Raw genomic sequence first — 18,465 nt, 5'->3', positions numbered from 1 at the left:
ATCTGCTAGTTCATCGAAAGGACGCCTGAGATGGCCGAGTTCTCCGCCTCCGTGTACCAGAACGAGTTCCTGCCCGACGGCGGCACCGACGTCCACGCGATCGTCACGGTGTCCTGCAGCGGCGCGGGCTCGGCCGGCCAGACCGGCAGCGGCGACGCGGGCGAGATCATCATCGTCGACACCTCCGGCTCGATGGGCGCCGAGGGCGTCCGGGCGGCCGCGTTCGCCGCGCAGACCGCGCTCGACCAGATCCTCGACGGGGTCTGGTTCGCGGTGATCTCGGGCAACGACCGGGCCCAGCTGGCCTTCCCGCCGTCGCCCGAGCCGGTGATGGTCAAGATGGACCAGTTCACCCGGCGGGCCGCCAAGGACGCCGTAGCCCGGTTCTTCGCCGACGGCGGTACTGCGATGGGCACCTGGCTGCGGCTCGCCTCGCGAGTCTTCGCGACCGTGCCGTCGCTGACTCAGAAGCACGCACTGCTGCTCACCGACGGCGAGAACCAGCACGAGTCGCCCGAGGTACTGACCCAGACGATCGAGGCCGTCACCGGCCAGTTCCAGTGCGACTGCCGCGGTGTCGGCGTCGCCTGGCAGGTCAACGAGGTACGCCGGATCGCCACCGCACTGCTCGGTACCGTCGACATCATCCCGGCGCCGGACCAGCTCGCCGCCGAGTTCTCCAAGATCATCCAGAACGCGATGAGCAAGGGCGTCGCCCAAGCCGACATGCGTGTCTGGGCTCCGCAGGGTGCGCAGGTGCTGTTCGTCCGTCAGGTCGCCCCGACCGTCGACGACCTCACGTCACGGCGTACCGAGGTGAACGCGCTGACCGGCGCCTACCCGACCGGCTCGTGGGGCGACGAGTCCCGCGACTACCACGTCGCGATCCGGCTCGCGGCCAAGGGCATCGGCCAGGAGCAGCTCGCCGCCCGGGTGCAGCTGGCGATCGGCAGCGACGTCGTCGCGCAGGGCCTGGTCCGCGCGCTGTGGTCGGAGGACGAGGCGCTCACCACCCGGATCAGCCCGGAGGTCGCGCACTACACCGGGCAGACCGAGCTGGCCGACGCGATCCAGGAAGGCCTGGCCGCGAAGGCCGCCGGGGACACCGCGACCGCGACCACCAAGCTCGGCCGCGCGGTGCAACTCGCCGCGCAAACCGGAAACGAGGAAGCCACCACCCGGCTCCGTAAGGTGGTCGACATCGACGACCAGGACAACGGCACCGTGCGGCTCAAGCGCACTGTCGAGAAGGCCGACGAGATGGCACTCGACACCGCCTCCACCAAGACCACCCGGGTGAAGAAATGACCTCAGCGACGTGTCCGAGCGGGCACCCGTCCGTCTCCACCGACTACTGCGACGTCTGCGGCCTGCCGATCGGGGCGGCCGCGGGTGTTGCGGCCGCGTCGGTGCCCTCCCCGGCGGTCGCGGCTCCGGGCCCGGCTACTCAGGCCTGCCCGAACTGCTCGGAGCCGGCCGCACCGGACGCGTTGTTCTGCGAGAACTGCGGCTACGACTTCACCACCGGCACCATGCCCCGCCCGTCCTCATCCCTCGACCTCGGTACGCCGCCCCCGGTCCCGCCGGCTCCGCAGGAGGTCGCCGACTGGGTGGTCGAGCGCTGGGTCGACCCGGACTGGTACGAGGTGCAGCAGAGTGACGACCCGTGCCCGTCACCGGGCCTGCCGGTCGTCATCCCTGTCACCGCCAAGAGCGTGCTGGTCGGGCGGCCGTCCAAAAGCCGTGGCATCACCCCGGAGATCGACTGCGGCGACGACACCGGCGTGAGCCGCCGTCAGGCCCAGCTGACCACCGACGGCCAACGCTGGTGGGTGGAAGACCTCCAGTCCTCCAACGGCACCTTCGTCGGCCCCTCCTCCGGCCCGCTCCCCGAAGACCCGATCACCCCCGGCCAGCGGCGCGAACTCAACACCGACGACCGCGTCTACGTCGGCGCCTGGACGCGCCTCGTAGTACGCAAATCCACCCCCGAAGAACAATCCGGCCAAGCCTGAGAAGCCTGAATCTAACCTGGACTTGTATTGCTCTAAGTCCAGGTTAGATAGACAACCTGGACTTAGAAGCAGCGCTCATCTCGCCGGTTGCCAGGTCGATCCGGACCGGCCGGGGCGATGTGTCGAGACCTTGCTGCCATCGACCGAGACGGTCAGGCCGGAGACCCGGGCAGGGTGAGGAAGTCGTCGAAGTTCACGGCTGACGGTAAAACGGGCGGGTTCAGTGGCCGTTCTCGTCGAACGGTCGTATAGCGGACAGAAGTTGGCCGCCATTGAATCTAGCGTTGGTCGTATGACGAACCAGAGCGAGATTCAGCCCTTCCGGATCGACATCGCCCAGAGTGAGGTCGACGACCTGCGCACCCGTCTCCTGGGCGCCCGCTGGCCGGCCACCCCACGGGTGGACGACTGGAGCCGCGGCGTACCGGTGTCCTACTTGAAGGGGCTCGCCGACTACTGGGCAGGAGGTTTCGACTGGCGTGCCCAGGAGGCCGCGCTCAACGAGATCCCGCAGTTCATCACCGAGATCAATGGACAGCGGATCCACTTCATCCACCAGCGCTCCCCCGAGCCAGGCGCGACACCGCTGGTCCTGACCCACGGCTGGCCTGGTTCGCCGGTGGAGTTCCAGCGGGTGATCGGCCCGCTCACCGACCCGCGGGCGTATGGCGGCGACCCGGCTGACGCGTTCCACGTCGTCGTACCGTCGCTGCCGGGGTACGGGTTCTCCAACCCGATCGGCCAGGGCGGCTTCAACCTCTTCGGGGTGGCCCAGATGTGGGCCGAGCTGATGAGCCGGCTGGGGTACGAGCGGTACGCCGCGCACGGCACGGACGTCGGGTCGGGGGTGGCCGGGATATTGCCGATGGTCGATGCCGCGCATGTGATCGGCATCCACCTGGCCGGGGTGAGCGCGTCGACGCCGTTCGGTGACCCGATCCCGCTGGACGGGTTGAACGCCTCGGATCGGGCGCGGGCCGAGCGGTTCAACCGGTTGATGGATGAAGGATTCGGCTATTTGGTCCAGCAGATGACGCGGCCGCAGACGCTGGCGTACTCGCTGAACGACTCACCGATCGGGCAGTTGGCGTGGATCGTGGAGAAGTTCGCGGAGTGGACCGACCCGGCGAACAAGCTGCCGGAGGAGGCCGTCGATCGCGATCAGCTGCTGACCAATGTGAGCCTCTACTGGTTCACCGGCTCGGGGGCGTCGTCGGCGCACGCTGTCTACGAGGGGATGGCGGCGTGGAAGGCGATGGTCGCGATGCAGTCGGGCGACGAGGCTCAGGAGTGGGGCGCGGTCGCGGGACCGCCGACCGGAGTCGCGGTGTTCGGGAACGAGACGGCTATCAAGAGCCTGACCGATCCGGCCGGCCAGATCGAGCACTGGAAAGAGTACGAGCGCGGCGGCCACTTCGCCGCGATGGAGGTACCGGAGCTGCTCACCGATGACCTGAGGACCTTCTTCCGTCGGCTGCGCTGAATCCTTACGACCGGGTCCAGGTCGGCGACGGCCGAAAGCAGAACACTTCGATCGCCGCCGACCCGACCACGATCGGGATCGCCCACGTCCACGGGTGCTCGGTCACACTGACCACCAGAATCGCTGTCCACAAAGCGATCCAGCCACCGCCGTACCCGCGCAACACCCCGCGATACCAGAGCCCACCCGGCGCCTCCGCGGCGCGCTGGCCGAGATAGACGAACAGGTACGACGCAATCGAGATCGGCCAGAACACCCACAACCGGCCCCAGTCGTACGGCACCATCACCAGCGCCGTCAGACAGACCGCCGCAACCGCCCAGTGGAACACTTCACCGGCCCAGGTGAGCCGCCGCGCCCGCAACGTCAAGACAATCGCCAGCGGCCCAACGAGCATCCCAACCGCCCCCGCGGCCACATGCAGAAGCAACGCGATGTCACGCATCACACGTCCAGCTATCTGACATGTCAGCGAAGCATAGGGCTCACAGCTGCTCGCGTCTCCCCCTCACCCAACAGCCATCCCCACGGCGGCCCCGGGTGGGAGCGAGCGAGGCGCAGGCGTGGGGATCTCCGGCTAGTAGCTAGCAACCATCCTCACCGCATGGTTGCGATAGCCGAGCCGTTCGAACGCCGCCGCCATCGGCTTGTTGGTCAGGTCGGTGTCGGCCCGGATTCGCTCCGCGCCGGTCTCGACCAAAAGGTGCGTGATCTCAGCAAGCAGATCATCGCTGTACCCGTTGCCGCGATGCTCCGGCAGCACGCCGAGATACCCGACCACCGGACCGCCATTGTTCGCCGACGGCATCGCGAAGCCAACCAACTCCCCAGAAGCGTTGTAGGCAAGGCGCCACCAACCCCGCTCCCCCGGCATCGACTTGTAAACCTGCAGGTCCTCCTTAGCCGACCCCTCAACCCCAACTCGAGCAACCGCCCGAGCAGTAGCCGCGTCGAGGCTCCCCTCGATCACCCGGCAGAACACATCCAGGAAGGCATCATCATCAGCCGGCTCAAACCGCAGCCGAATCGAGCGCGCCGGCAACCCGTCCGACGGCGTCCACTCGTAGCGCAGGCGCTCAGTCAGCCGCGACAACCCGGCGGCGGCCGCAGCCTCGAGTCGCGGTTCGAGTTCGGTGACGACGTCGGGCTGATCGCGCCAGCCGTTGGGCAGGAAGATGTGGTACTCCGGCTCCTCCGCCTCCGCCGGGAAGGTCGCCAGGGCGTGCCGGATCAGCTCGGTCCAGACGGCGACGCGATCGACGCCCGGTACGGCGTACAGGCCGTCGATGCTGAACGGGTGGGCGTACTGCTCCATGCCCCACCAGATGGACAGGGCGATGATCTTGCCGTCGTCCTCGGCGACCCAGGACCAGTCGTAGCGGTAGGCGCCCGAGGCCAGGAACTGATCCCAGCGGTCCCGGGTGACGGTGTTGAGCGACTGCTCGGTGATCAGGGTGTGGATGGCGTCGAGGTCGGCCTCGACGGTGGTGCGGATCTTCACGAATCCTCCAGAAGGAGGCGCGGGGGCTCCGCTCAGTGCGAGCTGAACGAGCGGACCGGTCGCGCCGGAATACAGGTGGCAGTCTTCATCGGTCGCTCCTTCCACTCGAGAACTTCTCGCTGCCGCCGACAGTAGGACAGAGCAGGGTCATAATCCACCGATTAACCACAGCTGAGATGTACCGCACGCGGTTGCCCCGTCGACGAGCAGGGCTGAGATGATCCGTCAGTGACGGATTCGGCAGCGGTGGTGCGTAATCAGTTCGAGCTCACATGGTCGTTGTTCGAGTATCACTTGGAACGGCTGACGCCGGACGACTTGCTCTGGGAGCCGGCCAAGCTCTGCTGGACGGTCCGGCCGGACAGTACGGGGAGCTGGCGGGCCGACTGGTCCGACGGGGTACTCGACCCGATCCCGGTGCCGACGATCGGCTGGCTCAGCTGGCATATCGGCTGGTGGTGGTCGACCGCGGCGGCGCACGCGCGAGGCGTCGTACCGCCGGACCGTACTGCGGTGTTGTGGCCGGGCGATCTGGCCAAGACGCTCGGCTGGATGCGGGCGTTGCGGGATCAGTGGCTGCACATCCTGGACGACACCGACGAAGAGCACCTCGTCACTCCGGCGGTTTTTCCGTGGCCGCCGGAGGCGGGGCGCTCGACCGCCGACCAGTTCGCCTGGGTGAACGCCGAACTGATGAAGAACGCCGCCGAGATCGGCCAGCTCCGATTGCTCAGGGCAGCCGGAAGATAGTCATCGTCAAGGACTTTCCAAAGGCACACCTAACCGGTTAATCTCCTCCGTAACGTCGTCGACACGTTGAGTAGTTGTTTCCGCCCCTCACGGAAGGACCACCCTCGATGTCCAGCCTGCGAAAGGCTCTGTTCGGCCTGCTCACCGTGCCCCTCACCCTGGGCGTGGTCACAGCCGGCAGTCAGGCCGCCGCGCAAGTCACGGCCAGCCCGGTCACGATGACCAGTGGTTTCTACGTCGACCCCAACTCCAATCCGGCCGTCTGGGTCCGGCAGAACTCCGGCAATGCCGATGCGCCGGCCATCCGGACCCAGATCGCCGAGAAGGCCGGCGGCCGTTGGTTCGGCAACTGGAGTGGCGACATCGCCTCGGCGGTGTCGTCGTTCACCCAGGCGGCCGACACCGCCGACAAGCTGCCGATCCTGGTCGCTTACAACATCCCCGGCCGCGACTGCGGCAGTCACTCCGGCGGCGGCGCCGGCTCCCCAGAGGCGTACCGGACGTGGATCAGCCGGTTCGCCGACGGGATCGGGAACCGCCCGGCGGTAGTGATCATCGAACCGGACGCTCTTGCTCAACTCGACTGCGTGCCCGCGGCCGAGAAGCAGACCCGGCTCGATCTGCTCAAGTACGCCGTCAACCAGTTCGCCAGCAAGAACCCGAACACCTGGGCCTACATGGACGGGGGCAACGCGACCTGGATCGAGGCGGGCGAGATGGCCCGGCGGCTCCAGCTCGTCGAGGTCAGCAAGATCCGTGGGTTCGCGCTGAACACCTCGAACTACTACACCACCGCGCAGTCAGCCACCAAGGGCAACGCGATCAGAGCCGCACTCAACAGCCAGGCGCAGTTCGTGATCGACACGAGCCGCAATGGCAACGGCTCGAATGGTGAGTGGTGCAACCCGGCCGGCCGCAAGCTGGGCGACACCTCCCGGAACGGCAACCACATTTCGGGAACGGTCGACATGCTGCTGTGGCTCAAGGTCCCCGGTGACTCGGACGGTAGCTGCGGTATCGGCACCGGCATCCCCGCCGGTACCTTCTCTCCGGTCCTGGCCAAGCGCCTGATCACCGGAAGCTGAACAAAAAGCTGGTCCCGGGCGAGTGCCCGGGACCAGCTTTTTTTGTCCTGCTGGGTACTTCTAGGAGATCAGAAGTCCATGCCGCCCATGTCGGGCGCGCCGCCGCCAGCGGCGGCACCGGCCTTCTCGGGCTTGTCGGCGATGACTGCCTCGGTGGTGAGGAACAGCGCCGCGATGGACGCCGCGTTCTGCAGCGCCGAGCGGGTGACCTTCGCCGGGTCGATGATGCCGGTGGCGATCAGGTCCACGTACTCACCGGTTGCGGCGTTGAGGCCCCAGCCCGGCTCGAGGTTGCGAACCTTCTCCACCACGACGCCACCCTCGAGGCCGGCGTTGAAGGCGATCTGCTTCAGCGGCGCCTCGACCGCGGACCGCACGATCGCGGCACCGGTGGCCTCGTCACCGTCGAGCTCCAGCTTCTCGAACGCAACAACCGACGCCTGCAGCAGCGCCACGCCGCCACCGGCGACGATGCCCTCTTCGACGGCCGCCTTCGCGTTGCGAACGGCGTCCTCGATGCGGTGCTTGCGCTCCTTCAGCTCGACCTCGGTGGCCGCGCCGACCTTGATCACCGCAACGCCACCGGCCAGCTTGGCCAGCCGCTCCTGCAGCTTCTCGCGGTCGTAGTCGGAGTCCGACTTCTCGATCTCGGCGCGGATCTGGTTCACCCGGCCGGCGATCTGGTCGGCGTCGCCCGAACCCTCGACGATGGTCGTCTCGTCCTTGGTGACGACGATCTTGCGGGCCTGGCCGAGCAGCTCCAGGTCCACGGTGTCGAGCTTGAGGCCGACCTCCTCGGAGATGACCTCACCGCCGGTCAGGACGGCGATGTCGACCAGCATGGCCTTGCGGCGGTCACCGAAGCCCGGCGCCTTGACGGCGACGGTCTTGAAGGTGCCCTTGATCTTGTTCACGACCAGGGTCGCGAGCGCCTCACCCTCGAGGTCCTCGGCGATGATCGCCAGCGGCTTGCCGGTCTGCATGACCTTCTCCAGCACCGGGACCAGGTCCTTGATGCTCGAGATCTTGCTGTTCACCACGAGGATGTACGGGTCTTCGAGGACCGCTTCCATCCGCTCGGTGTCGGTCACGAAGTACGGCGAGATGTAGCCCTTGTCGAAGCGCATGCCCTCGGTGAGCTCGAGCTCGAGACCGAAGGTGTTGCTCTCCTCGACGGTGATGACACCTTCCTTGCCGACCTTGTCCATCGCCTCGGCGATGATCTGGCCGACCTGGGTGTCAGCGGCGGAGATCGACGCGGTGGCGGCGATCTGCTCCCGGGTCTCGACGTTCTTCGCCTGGGCCAGCAGCTGCTCGCTGATGGCCTCGACGGCCTTCTCGATGCCCTTCTTCAGGCCCATCGGGTTGGCGCCGGCCGCCACGTTGCGCAGACCCTCGCGCACGAGCGCCTGGGCCAGCACGGTCGCCGTGGTGGTGCCGTCGCCGGCGACGTCATCCGTCTTCTTGGCAACTTCCTTGACGAGCTCGGCCCCGATCTTCTCGTACGGGTCCTCGAGCTCGATCTCCTTGGCGATGGAGACACCGTCGTTGGTGATCGTGGGGGCGCCCCACTTCTTCTCCAGCACGACGTTGCGGCCCTTGGGGCCGAGCGTCACCTTCACGGCGTCGGCGAGGGTGTTCATACCCCGCTCGAGGCCGCGGCGCGCCTCTTCATTGAAAGAAATCAGCTTGGGCATTCTCCGCGAGTCCTCCCGCGTCGAGTTTTTGGTTCAGCCGGCCGGATGCCCGCGACGGACGGTGCTATCGGTGTGGCGGTCACGTCCCGCCACGCCTCCGGCACCTCATCGAGGCCGTCTATGGTCACACCGTCAGGACGCTAGCGTTATCACTCTCGCCCATCGAGTGCTAACCAAGTATTAGCACTCGACCCAGGCGAGTGCAAGCCAGCCCCAGCCCGCAGTACGGTGGTGCGGTGCCTCTGGAAGTCGCCCCAGCCACCCCGGACCGCTGGCCGGACGTGCTGACCGTGATGGGTGATCGCGGCGACCCGTCCCGCTGCTTCTGCCAGTACTTCCGCCTCCGCGGCAAGCAGTGGGCCGATGCCTCGGCGGCATCTCACCGCGACGCCCTGCACTCCCAGGTCGCCTCCGATCTCCCACCGGGCGTGCTCGCCACCGATTCCGGTACGCCGGTCGGCTGGTGCGCCGTCGCTCCACGCCCGGCCTATCCCCGCGTGACCGCCTCACCCAACTGGCGCGGAGGCGACCCCGACTCCTGGGTCGTCACCTGCTTCGTAGTACCGGTCGGTCATCGGCGGCAAGGTCTCGCCGGGGAGCTGCTGGCCGGTGCGATCGAGTTCGCCCGGGACCGGGGTGCCGCCGTACTGGAGGCCTGCGCGGTGGACCTTGCCCAGGCGGGCAAGGTCTCCTCCGCCGACCTCTACCGCGGCCCACTGTCGGTCTACCTGGACGCCGGCTTCAAGGAACTCAGCCGTACTTCGCCGAGATGGGTGCTGGTCTCTAGAGCTTTGCGGTGAACTTGATCTCGATGAGTTGCGCCGGAAACGCCAGTCGGCTGATGCCGACGAGGGTGCTGGCCACCTGGGGGTCCTCCCGCTTGTAGGCGGCCTTGCGGACCGGGCCGGCCGCCTCGTAGGCGGCGTCGACGTCCAGGACGTAGAGGACCTCCTCCACCACGTTGTCCAAGGTGGCACCGAAGCGGCTGAGCAGTTCCTCGGCGTTGGCGTAGGTCTGGCGCATCTGGTCGGCCATGGTGGAGAAGTCGGCCGGCTTGCCGTTGTCGTCCAGCGGTGCCGGGTGCAGCAGCTCGTTGCCCTTGTTAGCCAGCTGGCCGGAGATGTAGATCGTGTCGCCGTGCTGGATGGCCTGTACGTAGCCGTACTCGCCTTCCCACCGCACCCCGAAGTTCTCCACCCGCGTACTCGTCACTATCGATCACTCCCATCCAAAAGGAACACTGTCAGAAGGAACACTGTGTGATCGACCATAGGATCGACTGCGGGCCATCACCACCGACCGCTTATCGTCGCTCGAGCTGAGCGATCAGGAACTTGGGTGCGCTCAGGCGCCAGGCCTCGGTCAGCAGCTCCTGTAGCTCCTCGTCGTCGGCCTTGGCCAGGTCGACTTCCAGCCAGGCGAACTGCCCGGATGCCCAGGACGGCGAATACACCTCCGGATCCTCCGCGACCAGCGCCTCCTGCTCCTCCCGCAACGCCTTCAGCATCACCGAGGTCTCGTCCGCCGACAGGTAGACGAACCCCTTCTTCCGCACTTTGAACGCAGGCTGCCCGGCCCACCCCACATGCTCCTCCACCCCCGGCAGACCAAGCAGCACCTTCGTCACCGCCTCAGCATCCATCCCCCGACGGTACGACCGGCCACCGACATTTAGACGAAAGTCGTCAGGGCTGTTGGGCGACCCGGCTGAGCGGGGTCAGGGGTGGGACCAGGGTTGGGTCGGTACCGATCCCGATGTGGCGGGAGGGGTGCGGAGGGCAGAGTAGTGGACATGACGAACTCCAGTGCACCGTTCTCGAACCTGTCCGGTAAGTCGCTTCGCCGCTCGCGTGACCAGCGGATGCTCTCCGGTGTGTCCGGTGGCCTGGCGGAGTACTTCAACATCGACGCCACCCTGGTCCGGCTGGGCATCGTCGGCCTGACGCTGATCACCGGCGGCACCGCGCTGATCGGCTACGTCGTGGCATGGATCGTGATGCCCGAGGCAGACGGCAAGGCCGTCTGGCAGTCGGTCCAGCAGCCCCAGCAGCCCCAGTCCACCCCCGAATCCGACATCGCCGCCCGCATCTACGACGACAAGCCGCCGGCGGCGTGACGGACGGACGCACGGCAGCAAGCTGAGAGCGCCACAGATAGGCCACCGGCGCCCTCACCCTTGCTGCCGTGCCGACCGACTCCCACTAGCGAGTCGGTCCTGTCACACTCCTGGAGTGCAGACCGACCAGGGCGTGACTCGCTGCCCGCAGTGCGCCCAGCAGCTCCCAGTCGACTCCCGGTACGTCACCTGGTGCGACAAGTGCGAGTGGAATGTCGATCCGACCGGCCCTACCGACCAGGTAGCTGCCCGGCGACTGCGGCTCGAACACCGACTGGCAGACACGCTGTACAGCGAACTTGAGCAGGGAAAGATCCATCGCCCGGGCTGGGACGCCGCCCGGGTTGCGGCCTATCTGCTGTCCGCAGTGATCCTGCTGCTCCCCATAGCCTGCCTACTCGCCGGCATTGCGCTGCTGGTCTTCTACCGGCCGCTTTGGCTCAGCGGCCTGCTGGCAGTCATCATGTTCAGTTTCGCCTTGCTATTCCGCCCTCGGGCCTTCCGCCTGGCTTCTGACGCCCACCTGGTCTACCGGGAGCAGGCCCCGCTGCTCTTCGCCCTGCTCGACAAGATCGCCGCCGCCGTCGGCACCAAGCCTGTGGGCGTTGTCACCCTCGATGCCGAGCCGAACATCTACTACGCGCGAGTCGGCTGGCGCTTCACGCCGGTGGTCGGGATCGGTCTCGCACTGTGGATGGGACTCCGACCGCAGGAGCGCGTCGCCGTGCTGGCACATGAGCTCGGACACGGCAAGAACGGCGACGCCCGGCACGGCTGGGTGGTCGACTGGGCGACGACGGTCCTGGACGAGCTACAGGAGAGCTTCAGCGAGCAACCGCTCGACGAGTACCGGGATGACATGATCGCTTGGACCGGCGACGGCACGAGCAACAGCTTCCTCAACAAGCTGCTCGATGCAACTCTCGGCGGGGCAGCCAGAGGCATGCTTTGGCTGCTGACGACGGTCGACCTCCGGGCTAGGCAGCGGGCGGAGTACCTGGCTGACCGGCGGTCGGCTGAGATCGCCGGCTCGGAAGCGGCTGCCAGGGCGCTGGAGCGGACAGTACTCGCCGAAACGTCCTCCCGGGCACTAGAACGGGCGCTGCGCTTCGGCTCGGAGGCTGAGCCGTTGGAGGCCGCCAGCCGGGCTGTCAACGAGATCCCTGCGCGTGAGGTCGAGCGGCGGCTACGGGTCAGTCGGCTACGGGACAGCCGGATCGACTCGACCCACCCGCCGACGAACCTCCGCGCGAAGCTGATCCGGGCCAGGCCCGCCCAGAGCGCCCTCGTAGTACTGGGGACCGACGAGAGCCGCGCTATCGACCGCGAGCTTGCCGTGCCCGCCCAGGCCGTACTCAAGGAGCTGCGGTCCGAGTTGCGTTAGACCTTGAGGGAAGTCTTGGCTGCGGCGGCTACCGCGATGTCGGGGTGGTCCGAGAAGACGCCGTCGATGCCGGTCGCGGCGAAGCGGGTCAGTTCTCCGGTCAGGTCGAGGCCGGTGGGGAGGAAGCGGCGTTCGGCGCGGAAGGTCCAGACCTGGACCGACAGGCCGGCGCGGTGGGCTTGGTCGGCCAGGCGGGTCGGTTCGCCGAGGGCGCCGTTCGCGGTACGCGGGATGACCAGATCCTTGTGTGGCGCCAGCACCTGCGCGTACGTCGAGATCTCACGCAGCCCGGCGGGCGAGATCAGGTCGGCGAAGGTGCGGCCATCGCCGTGCCGGAGAAAATCGTTCGGTGCGTTCACCGAGTCGACGAGCTGGATCAACGGGACATCCGTCATCACCGACAACCGCCGCAGGCTGGTCGGTTCGAACGACTGGATCATCGCCTCGCCCTGGTGCAGGCCGAGCGCGATCAGCCGCTCGGCGAGCAACTCTTCCAGCGGCAGCCCGAGGCGACGGAAGTACGCCGGGTGCTTGATCTCCGGGAGCACCCCGATCGGCCGCCCGAGCCGGGCCGACTCCTGCCGCGCCAGCGCGACCACCTCGTCGAAGGTCGCGATCCCTTCCCGCCCGTCGTACGCCGTATTGGCGGCCCTGAGGGCGGGCATCCGCTCGCGAGCGCGCAACGTGCGCAGCTCCTCATAGGTGAAGTCCTCGGCGAACCAGCCGGTGACGGCTGTCCCGTCGACGATCTTGGTGATCCGCCGGTCCGCGAACACCGCGTGCTCCGCGACGTCCGTCGTACCGGACAGCTCGTTCTCGTGCCGGACCACCAGGACCCCGTCGAGGGTGGCGACGAGGTCAGGTTCCAGGTAGTCGGCTCCGAGGGCCGCGGCCAGCCGATAGGCCTGCGGCGTGTGTTCCGGACGGTAGCCACTCGCTCCCCGATGCGCGATCACCAGCATGTCTCCAGAACAGGCGGCGCAGATGGCGACCGGGGAACCCGTTGCCCAACGCAAGATGAAGCTAGCCCGCCAACTGAGCTGTCCCCTGATCGGTGGACAGCCGGGTACCTCCGAGGACGGATGTGGTCGGGAGGAATCGTTTCTAGGCTCCTTGGATGAGCAGTACGACGCAGTCCACCGGTCCGACCGCGGTCACCGCTAGGGCCCTCGGCCCCGACCTCGCCCGGGGCATGATGTTGCTGTTCATCGCCCTGGCCAACACGCATGGCTTCCTGCACCCCGACGCCATCACTGTCATCCGCGCCATCCCCGTCGCCTCCACGCTGGCCGATCAGCTCGTGGCGTTCGCCGAGACGATACTCGTCGACGGCCGGTCCTACACGATGTTCGCCGCCCTGTTCGGCTACGGCATGGTGCAGATCGCCCGGCGGCAGGAGCGCAACGGCACCCCCTGGCCCGACGTCCGTTCGCTACTGCGCCGCCGGGGCCGGTGGCTGGTGCTGTTCGGGGTCGCACATGCGGCACTGCTGTACTACGGCGACATCCTGGCGGCGTACGGGTTGCTGGCCCTGCTGCTGGTGGGCGCGCTGCGCCACAGCGATCGTCGCCTGCTGATCGCTGCCGGGGTCTGGGCGGTGGTCGGTGCGGCCGTCTACGCCTTCTTCGCCGCACCGATGAGCCCGGACACCGTCACACAGGTCTATCCGTGGAGCGTCGAGGAGAACCCACTGCTCGGCATCGTCCTCCGGCTCGGCGGCATCCTCGTCTCCGCGCCAGTACTGGCCATCACCGCAGCGGCCTCGCTCCTGCTCGGGATCTGGGCCGCCAAGCGCCGACTCCTCGAAGAACCCGAGCAGCATCGCGTACTGCTACGCCGGATTGTCGCCATTGGTCTGCCGGTCTCCGTGCTCGGTGGTGTCCCGCTGGCGCTCTACACCTCAGGGATCCTGTCCAGCTCGACCCAGGGCGTCGTACCGGCCGCTGCACTGCATGCGCTGTCCGGCTTGGCCGGCGGACCGGCGTACGCCGCGCTGATCGCGTTGTGGGCGCTGCGGGTCGACAAGGCCAACGTGTTCGTCGCTGCTCTGCAGGCGACCGGGCAGCGCTCGCTGACCTGCTACCTGAGCCAGTCGGTCGTCTGGGCTGTGCTGTTCTTCCCGTACCTGCTCGATCTCGGCCACAGCATGCGCCTGTGGCAGTCGGCGCTCCTGGCCGTCGTCACTTGGGCCGCGACAGTCGGCCTCGCCGAGTGGATGNGGCGAGCCGGCGTCCGTGGTCCGTTCGAGGTTCTGCTGAGGAAACTCACGTACCGCGGCTGAGGCGCCTTTTATTCGAATGCTTTTGTCGGTGCCGCCGCATAGCCTCGAAGGGTTATGAGACAGCTCCCACTGGCCGATCCCGGCACACCTGATCACCGCACGCCTGCCCGCTATCTGCTCTGGGTGGCGCGCGGGCAGAAGGCCACGCTCGCGGGCGGGATGCTGTTCGGAGTCCTCGCGATGAGCGCGCAGGCGTTCGTGCCGGCCGTGCTGGGCAAGGCGATCGACGAGGGCATCGCCACGGGTGACCTCGAGAGGTTGCTGCTGTGGAGCACCGTGCTGTTCGGGGTCGGCGTGGTGCAGGCGCTGGCCGGCATCATGCGGCACCGGTTCGTCGTGGTGAACTGGCTGACCGGCGCCTATCGGACGGTCCAGGTGGTCACCCGCAAGTCGGCGGACCTCGGCGCCACGCTGCCCAAGCAGCTCGCCACCGGTGAGGTCGTCAGCGTCGGCGCCGGCGACCTGGCCTACATCGGCAACGTGCTCGAGGTGACCGGCCGGTTCGCCGGTGCGGTCGTCGCGTTCTTCGTGGTCGCGGTGATTCTCTTGTCGTCGTCGACCCTGCTCGGCCTGGTCGTGCTGATCGGCGTACCGCTGATGCTGTTCTGCCTCGGCCCGATGCTGCGGCCGCTGCACGCCCGGCAGTCCGCGCAACGCGAGGCGGTCAGCGAACTCAACTCGCTGGGCTCCGACATCGTCGCCGGTCTGCGAGTGCTGCGGGGAATCGGCGGCGAGGACTCGTTCTCGCGCAGGTACCGGCGTGAGTCCCAGGAGGTCCGTACCGCGGGCGTGAAGGTGGCCCGGATCCAGTCGGTGCTCGACGCGGCTCAGGTGCTCCTGCCCGGCATCTTCATCGTGATCGTCGTCGGCCTCGGCGCTCACTTCGCCCTGCGTGGCGAGCTGAGCCCAGGCAGCCTGGTCGCCTTCTACGGATATGCCACCTTCCTCGTGCTGCCGCTGCGGACGGCGACCGAGGCAGCCGACAAGCTGATGCGCGGCCTGGTCGCAGCCGGGCGGGTCAACCGTGTGCTGGCGTTGACGCCTGACGTCGTGGATCCGGCCCAGCCCGTGCGGCTGCCCTCGGCCGGCGACCTGGTCGACCCCGTTTCCGGGATCCGCGCGCGAAATGGCCTGCTGACCGCAATCGTCTCCGCCGAGCCGGACCGCGCCGCCGGGCTGGCCGACCGGCTCGGCCGGTACGACGACGCCAGCGAGGTCCGGTACGGCGGAGTCACCCTCGCCAGCGCGACCCGGGCGGACGTGCGGGCCCGGATCCTGGTCAGCGACACCGGGTCGCAACTCTTCACCGGCACGCTGCGCCACGAGCTCGACCCCGGCAATCGGCGGACCGACGAAGAGCTGATGACAGCGATCCGTACTGCGTCCGCCGAAGACGTGCTGGTCGCGTTGACCGACGGGCTCGACTCGGAGGTAGAGGAGAAGGGCCGCTCGTTCTCCGGTGGTCAGCGGCAGCGGCTGGTTCTGGTCCGCGCGCTGCTCGCCGACCCGTCGGTGCTGGTGATGGTCGAGCCGACCTCCGCGGTCGACGCCCACACCGAGGCGCGGATCGCGGACCGGCTGCGCGAGCACCGGACCGGTCGCAGCACGGTGGTGCTCACCTCGAGTCCGCTACTGCTGGACCGCGTCGACGAGGTGATCTTCGTCGCCGCAGAGCGAGTCGTTGCTACTGGCAAGCATCGCGAGCTGCTCGCGCGCGATCCGCTGTACCGCAGGACAGTCACTCGGCAGACCGAAGACGAGGAGGTGCGCGCATGAGACAGATCCTGCCCGTGGCGAGCTCCGCCGAGGTCCGCCGGCATGCCCGGCGGCTGGCGCGGCGGCATCCGCGCGCGCTGATCACGACGATGGGGCTGCACGCACTCGCCGCGGTGTCCGGGCTGGCTGCGCCACGATTGATCGGTGTCCTGGTCGAGGACGTCCAGCGCGGCACGACGGCGAGCAAGATCAACCAGGTGATCCTGGTGATCGCCGTGTTCATCGTGGCGCAGTCGTTACTGACCAGGTGGGCGCGGTTCCGCTCGTTCGCGCTCGGCGAGCAGGTGCTCGCCGAGCTACGCGAGGAGTTCGTCGACAACGCGCTGGCGCTGCCGATCGGCACGGTCGAGCGGGCCGGGACGGGCGATCTGCTGTCGCGTACCTCGCGGGATGTCGACGCATTGTCAAGGACAGTGCGGTTCGCCGTACCGGAGACGATCGTGGCGTTCGTGACCGTGCTGTTCACGGTCGGTGCGGCCTTGCTCGTCGGCGTCTGGGTGCTCGTCCCGATGCTGGCGATGGTGCCGCTGCTGGTCGTGAGCACCAGGTGGTACCTGCGCCGCGCCAAGGACGGGTACCTGCGCGAGAACGCGGCGTACGCGCAGCTGACCAGCTCGCTCGCCGAGACCGTCGAAGGCGCTCGCACGGTCGAGGCACTGCAGCGGTACGAAGACCGCGTCCAGCGGACCGACGACGACATCCGCGGCTCGTACAACGCCGAGCGGTACACGTTGTTCCTGCGGACGGTGTACTTCCCGGTCGTCGAGGTGGGCTATGTCGTGCCGATCGTCGGCACGCTGCTGTTCGGCGGCTGGTTGCACATCAACGGCAGTATCTCGCTCGGCGCGGTCACGGCCGGCGTGCTGTACGTGAACCAGCTGATCGATCCGGTCGACCGGCTGATCTCCTGGATGGACGAGCTGCAGGTGGGTGGCGCTTCACTCGCCCGGCTGCTCGGCATCACCGGCGTACCGGACGACCGGACACCGACGGGACGTACGCCGTCCGGCGAGCTGGTCGAGGCGCGCGATGTGCGTTTCTCGTACGTCGACGGTCGCGACGTGCTGCACGGCATCGACCTGACCGTCCAGCCGGGCGAGCGGATCGCCATGGTCGGTCCGTCCGGCGCCGGCAAGTCGACGCTCGGGCGGCTGGTCGCGGGCATCCATCCGCCACGCACCGGATCGGTGACCGTCGGCGGGGTCGGGATGACTGAGTTGCCCCTGGACGACCTCCGCAAGCAGGTCGCGCTGGTCACCCAGGAGCACCACGTCTTCGTCGGAACGCTGCGGGACAACCTCTCGATGGCTCACGAGGACGCTTCCGACACCGAACTGCTGGAGGCGTTGGCGGCCGTCGATGCGCGCGAGTGGGCCGAGGCGTTGCCGGACGGGCTCGACACCCGCGTCGGCTCGGGCCAGGTCGCGTTGACGCCGGCGCAGGCGCAGCAGTTGGCGCTGGCGCGACTGGTGCTGGCCGACCCGCACACGCTGGTGCTCGACGAGGCGACCTCGCTGATCGATCCACGAGCGGCCCGGCACATGGAGCGGTCGCTGGCCGCAGTACTGGAAGGCCGGACGGTGATCGCGATCGCCCACCGGCTCTACACCGCGCACGACGCCGACCGGGTCGCGGTGGTCGAGGACGGCCGGATCAGCGAGCTCGGCAGCCACGACGAACTGGTCGCCCGGCAGGGGTCGTACGCCGCACTCTGGAACTCCTGGCACGGCTGAGTCTCTGTACGCCGGAGGCCCCGCTGCTCACCTCTGGGCAGCGGGGCCTTGGCGTTTCCTACGGTCGGGTCCGGCTGCGCTTGCGCAGTACCAGGACGGCGGAATCGACATGGGGTGGGGGCGAGAAAGCCTTGCGGGGAAGGCGAATCCCGATCGATAGGTCGTAGTGCCGGCTCCATCTGGCAGCTGCTGGAGCTTGATGGTTGATCCACCGGTTGACCACCTGCCGCTGCAGGACGAGATCCGCCGACACCAGACGAGAGCCTGGCGCAAGCAATCTCTTCAGCAACACAGTGGAAATCCCGTACGGCGGACTGGAGACGACCCGGAACGGCCGTGACGGCAACCGGAGATCACCGGCATCGGCACGAACCACCGTCACCGGATCATCCGCGAACCGCCGACGCAACCGGTCGGCACGGACAGGGTGGAGCTCAACGGCCACCACCTGGGCTCCGGCCCGGACCAGCGGCGCGGTCATCGCGCCGAGGCCGGCACCGACGTCGAGAACTAGTTCACCGGGTTTGACCCCGGCGGCGTCCACGACGCGTTGGGCCCAACGACTATCGAGCGGATGCCATCCCCAGGCACCCCTCGCCTGCCCGGAGGCGGGCACGACGAACCATCACGAAGTAGTTGATAGA

Annotated in this window: 18 protein-coding genes; 11 read left to right on the top strand and 7 right to left on the bottom strand. The window is 67.9% G+C overall.

Translation table 11 applies throughout. The features are described 5' to 3' along the window. Positions 1–30 precede the first annotated feature (30 nt). The 3 genes from A3ES_RS0137735 to A3ES_RS0137725 all read left to right on the top strand — a co-directional run bounded on the left by A3ES_RS0137735 (position 31) and on the right by A3ES_RS0137725 (position 3,498). Positions 31–1,308: a vWA domain-containing protein gene (locus A3ES_RS0137735; RefSeq protein WP_020392030.1), complete on the top strand. Its 1,278-nt coding sequence runs from the start codon at positions 31–33 to the stop codon at positions 1,306–1,308. After that, complete coding sequence (locus A3ES_RS0137730; RefSeq protein WP_020392029.1) at positions 1,305–2,015, top strand: FHA domain-containing protein; 711 nt, start codon at positions 1,305–1,307, stop codon at positions 2,013–2,015. Before A3ES_RS0137735 ends, A3ES_RS0137730 begins: the two co-directional genes overlap by 4 nt. Before the next feature lie 292 nt (positions 2,016–2,307). After that, positions 2,308–3,498 carry an epoxide hydrolase family protein gene (locus A3ES_RS0137725; protein WP_020392028.1) on the top strand — a complete coding sequence of 397 codons (1,191 nt, stop codon included), beginning with the start codon at positions 2,308–2,310 and terminating at the stop codon, positions 3,496–3,498. A gap of 4 nt (positions 3,499–3,502) precedes the next feature. On the opposite strand, the gene A3ES_RS0137720 is transcribed toward A3ES_RS0137725, so the two are convergent. Then, positions 3,503–3,943, bottom strand: coding sequence for a hypothetical protein (locus tag A3ES_RS0137720; protein ID WP_020392027.1), 441 nt, complete (start codon positions 3,941–3,943; stop codon positions 3,503–3,505). A gap of 132 nt (positions 3,944–4,075) precedes the next feature. Continuing rightward, on the bottom strand, positions 4,076–4,999 hold the full coding sequence (locus tag A3ES_RS0137715) for a GNAT family N-acetyltransferase (protein WP_020392026.1): 924 nt from the start codon (positions 4,997–4,999) through the stop codon (positions 4,076–4,078). A gap of 228 nt (positions 5,000–5,227) precedes the next feature. Here A3ES_RS0137715 and A3ES_RS0137710 point away from each other — a divergent pair, with 228 nt between their 5' ends. Together A3ES_RS0137710 and A3ES_RS0137705 are read left to right on the top strand one after the other, a co-directional pair. Next, the gene (locus A3ES_RS0137710; protein WP_020392025.1) at positions 5,228–5,749 is read left to right on the top strand and encodes a DinB family protein; all 522 of its coding nucleotides are present in this window, start codon (positions 5,228–5,230) and stop codon (positions 5,747–5,749) included. Positions 5,750–5,856: 107 nt separating this feature from the next. After that, positions 5,857–6,834 carry a glycoside hydrolase family 6 protein gene (locus A3ES_RS0137705; protein WP_020392024.1) on the top strand — a complete coding sequence of 326 codons (978 nt, stop codon included), beginning with the start codon at positions 5,857–5,859 and terminating at the stop codon, positions 6,832–6,834. Between the two features lie 68 nt (positions 6,835–6,902). On the opposite strand, the gene groL is transcribed toward A3ES_RS0137705, so the two are convergent. Further along, complete coding sequence (gene groL, locus A3ES_RS0137700) at positions 6,903–8,531, bottom strand: chaperonin GroEL (RefSeq protein ID WP_026163578.1); 1,629 nt, start codon at positions 8,529–8,531, stop codon at positions 6,903–6,905. A 236-nt stretch (positions 8,532–8,767) separates the two neighbouring features. Between groL and A3ES_RS0137695 the strand changes: the two genes are divergently transcribed. Continuing rightward, complete coding sequence (locus A3ES_RS0137695; protein ID WP_157630964.1) at positions 8,768–9,331, top strand: GNAT family N-acetyltransferase; 564 nt, start codon at positions 8,768–8,770, stop codon at positions 9,329–9,331. On the opposite strand, the gene A3ES_RS0137690 is transcribed toward A3ES_RS0137695, so the two are convergent. Further along, complete coding sequence (locus A3ES_RS0137690) at positions 9,315–9,743, bottom strand: RidA family protein (RefSeq protein WP_026163576.1); 429 nt, start codon at positions 9,741–9,743, stop codon at positions 9,315–9,317. The genes A3ES_RS0137695 and A3ES_RS0137690 overlap by 17 nt on opposite strands. A 91-nt stretch (positions 9,744–9,834) precedes the next feature. Next, complete coding sequence (locus A3ES_RS0137685) at positions 9,835–10,173, bottom strand: MmcQ/YjbR family DNA-binding protein (RefSeq protein WP_026163575.1); 339 nt, start codon at positions 10,171–10,173, stop codon at positions 9,835–9,837. 150 nt (positions 10,174–10,323) lie between these two features. On the opposite strand from A3ES_RS0137685, the gene A3ES_RS0137680 reads away from it, so the two are divergent. Continuing rightward, positions 10,324–10,647, top strand: coding sequence for a PspC domain-containing protein (locus tag A3ES_RS0137680; RefSeq protein WP_040456490.1), 324 nt, complete (start codon positions 10,324–10,326; stop codon positions 10,645–10,647). 115 nt (positions 10,648–10,762) lie between these two features. Continuing rightward, positions 10,763–12,031, top strand: a complete 1,269-nt coding sequence (locus A3ES_RS0137675) for a M48 family metallopeptidase (protein ID WP_020392018.1) — start codon at positions 10,763–10,765, stop codon at positions 12,029–12,031. Here the strand turns inward: A3ES_RS0137675 and A3ES_RS0137670 are convergent. Continuing rightward, a complete protein-coding gene (locus A3ES_RS0137670) occupies positions 12,028–12,993 on the bottom strand; it encodes a glycerophosphodiester phosphodiesterase (protein WP_020392017.1) in 966 nt (321 codons plus the stop codon). The two genes, A3ES_RS0137675 and A3ES_RS0137670, sit on opposite strands and share 4 nt — an antisense overlap. 155 nt (positions 12,994–13,148) lie before the next feature. On the opposite strand from A3ES_RS0137670, the gene A3ES_RS0137665 reads away from it, so the two are divergent. Genes A3ES_RS0137665 through A3ES_RS0137655 form a run of 3 tightly spaced genes read left to right on the top strand, consistent with a single transcriptional unit; the run spans position 13,149 to position 17,821 of the window. Further along, entirely contained in the window at positions 13,149–14,312 is a 1,164-nt protein-coding gene (locus tag A3ES_RS0137665) for a DUF418 domain-containing protein (RefSeq protein WP_020392016.1), read from the top strand. Positions 14,313–14,366: 54 nt separating this feature from the next. Next, a complete protein-coding gene (locus A3ES_RS0137660) occupies positions 14,367–16,088 on the top strand; it encodes an ABC transporter ATP-binding protein (RefSeq protein ID WP_020392015.1) in 1,722 nt (573 codons plus the stop codon). Next, positions 16,085–17,821 (top strand): ABC transporter ATP-binding protein, encoded by a 1,737-nt coding sequence (locus A3ES_RS0137655; protein ID WP_020392014.1) that lies wholly within the window; start codon positions 16,085–16,087, stop codon positions 17,819–17,821. The genes A3ES_RS0137660 and A3ES_RS0137655 overlap by 4 nt, the downstream gene beginning before the upstream one ends. 58 nt (positions 17,822–17,879) lie before the next feature. Here A3ES_RS0137655 and A3ES_RS0137650 read toward each other — a convergent pair whose 3' ends face one another. Beyond that, the gene (locus A3ES_RS0137650) at positions 17,880–18,437 is read right to left on the bottom strand and encodes a 23S rRNA (adenine(2058)-N(6))-methyltransferase Erm(C) (protein ID WP_026163574.1); all 558 of its coding nucleotides are present in this window, start codon (positions 18,435–18,437) and stop codon (positions 17,880–17,882) included. Between the last annotated feature and the right edge of the window lie 28 nt (positions 18,438–18,465).

Origin of the sequence: Kribbella catacumbae DSM 19601 (genome assembly GCF_000372465.1) — a bacterium.
GTDB lineage: Bacteria > Actinomycetota > Actinomycetes > Propionibacteriales > Kribbellaceae > Kribbella > Kribbella catacumbae.
This window is presented reverse-complemented; position numbering and strand designations above follow the sequence as displayed.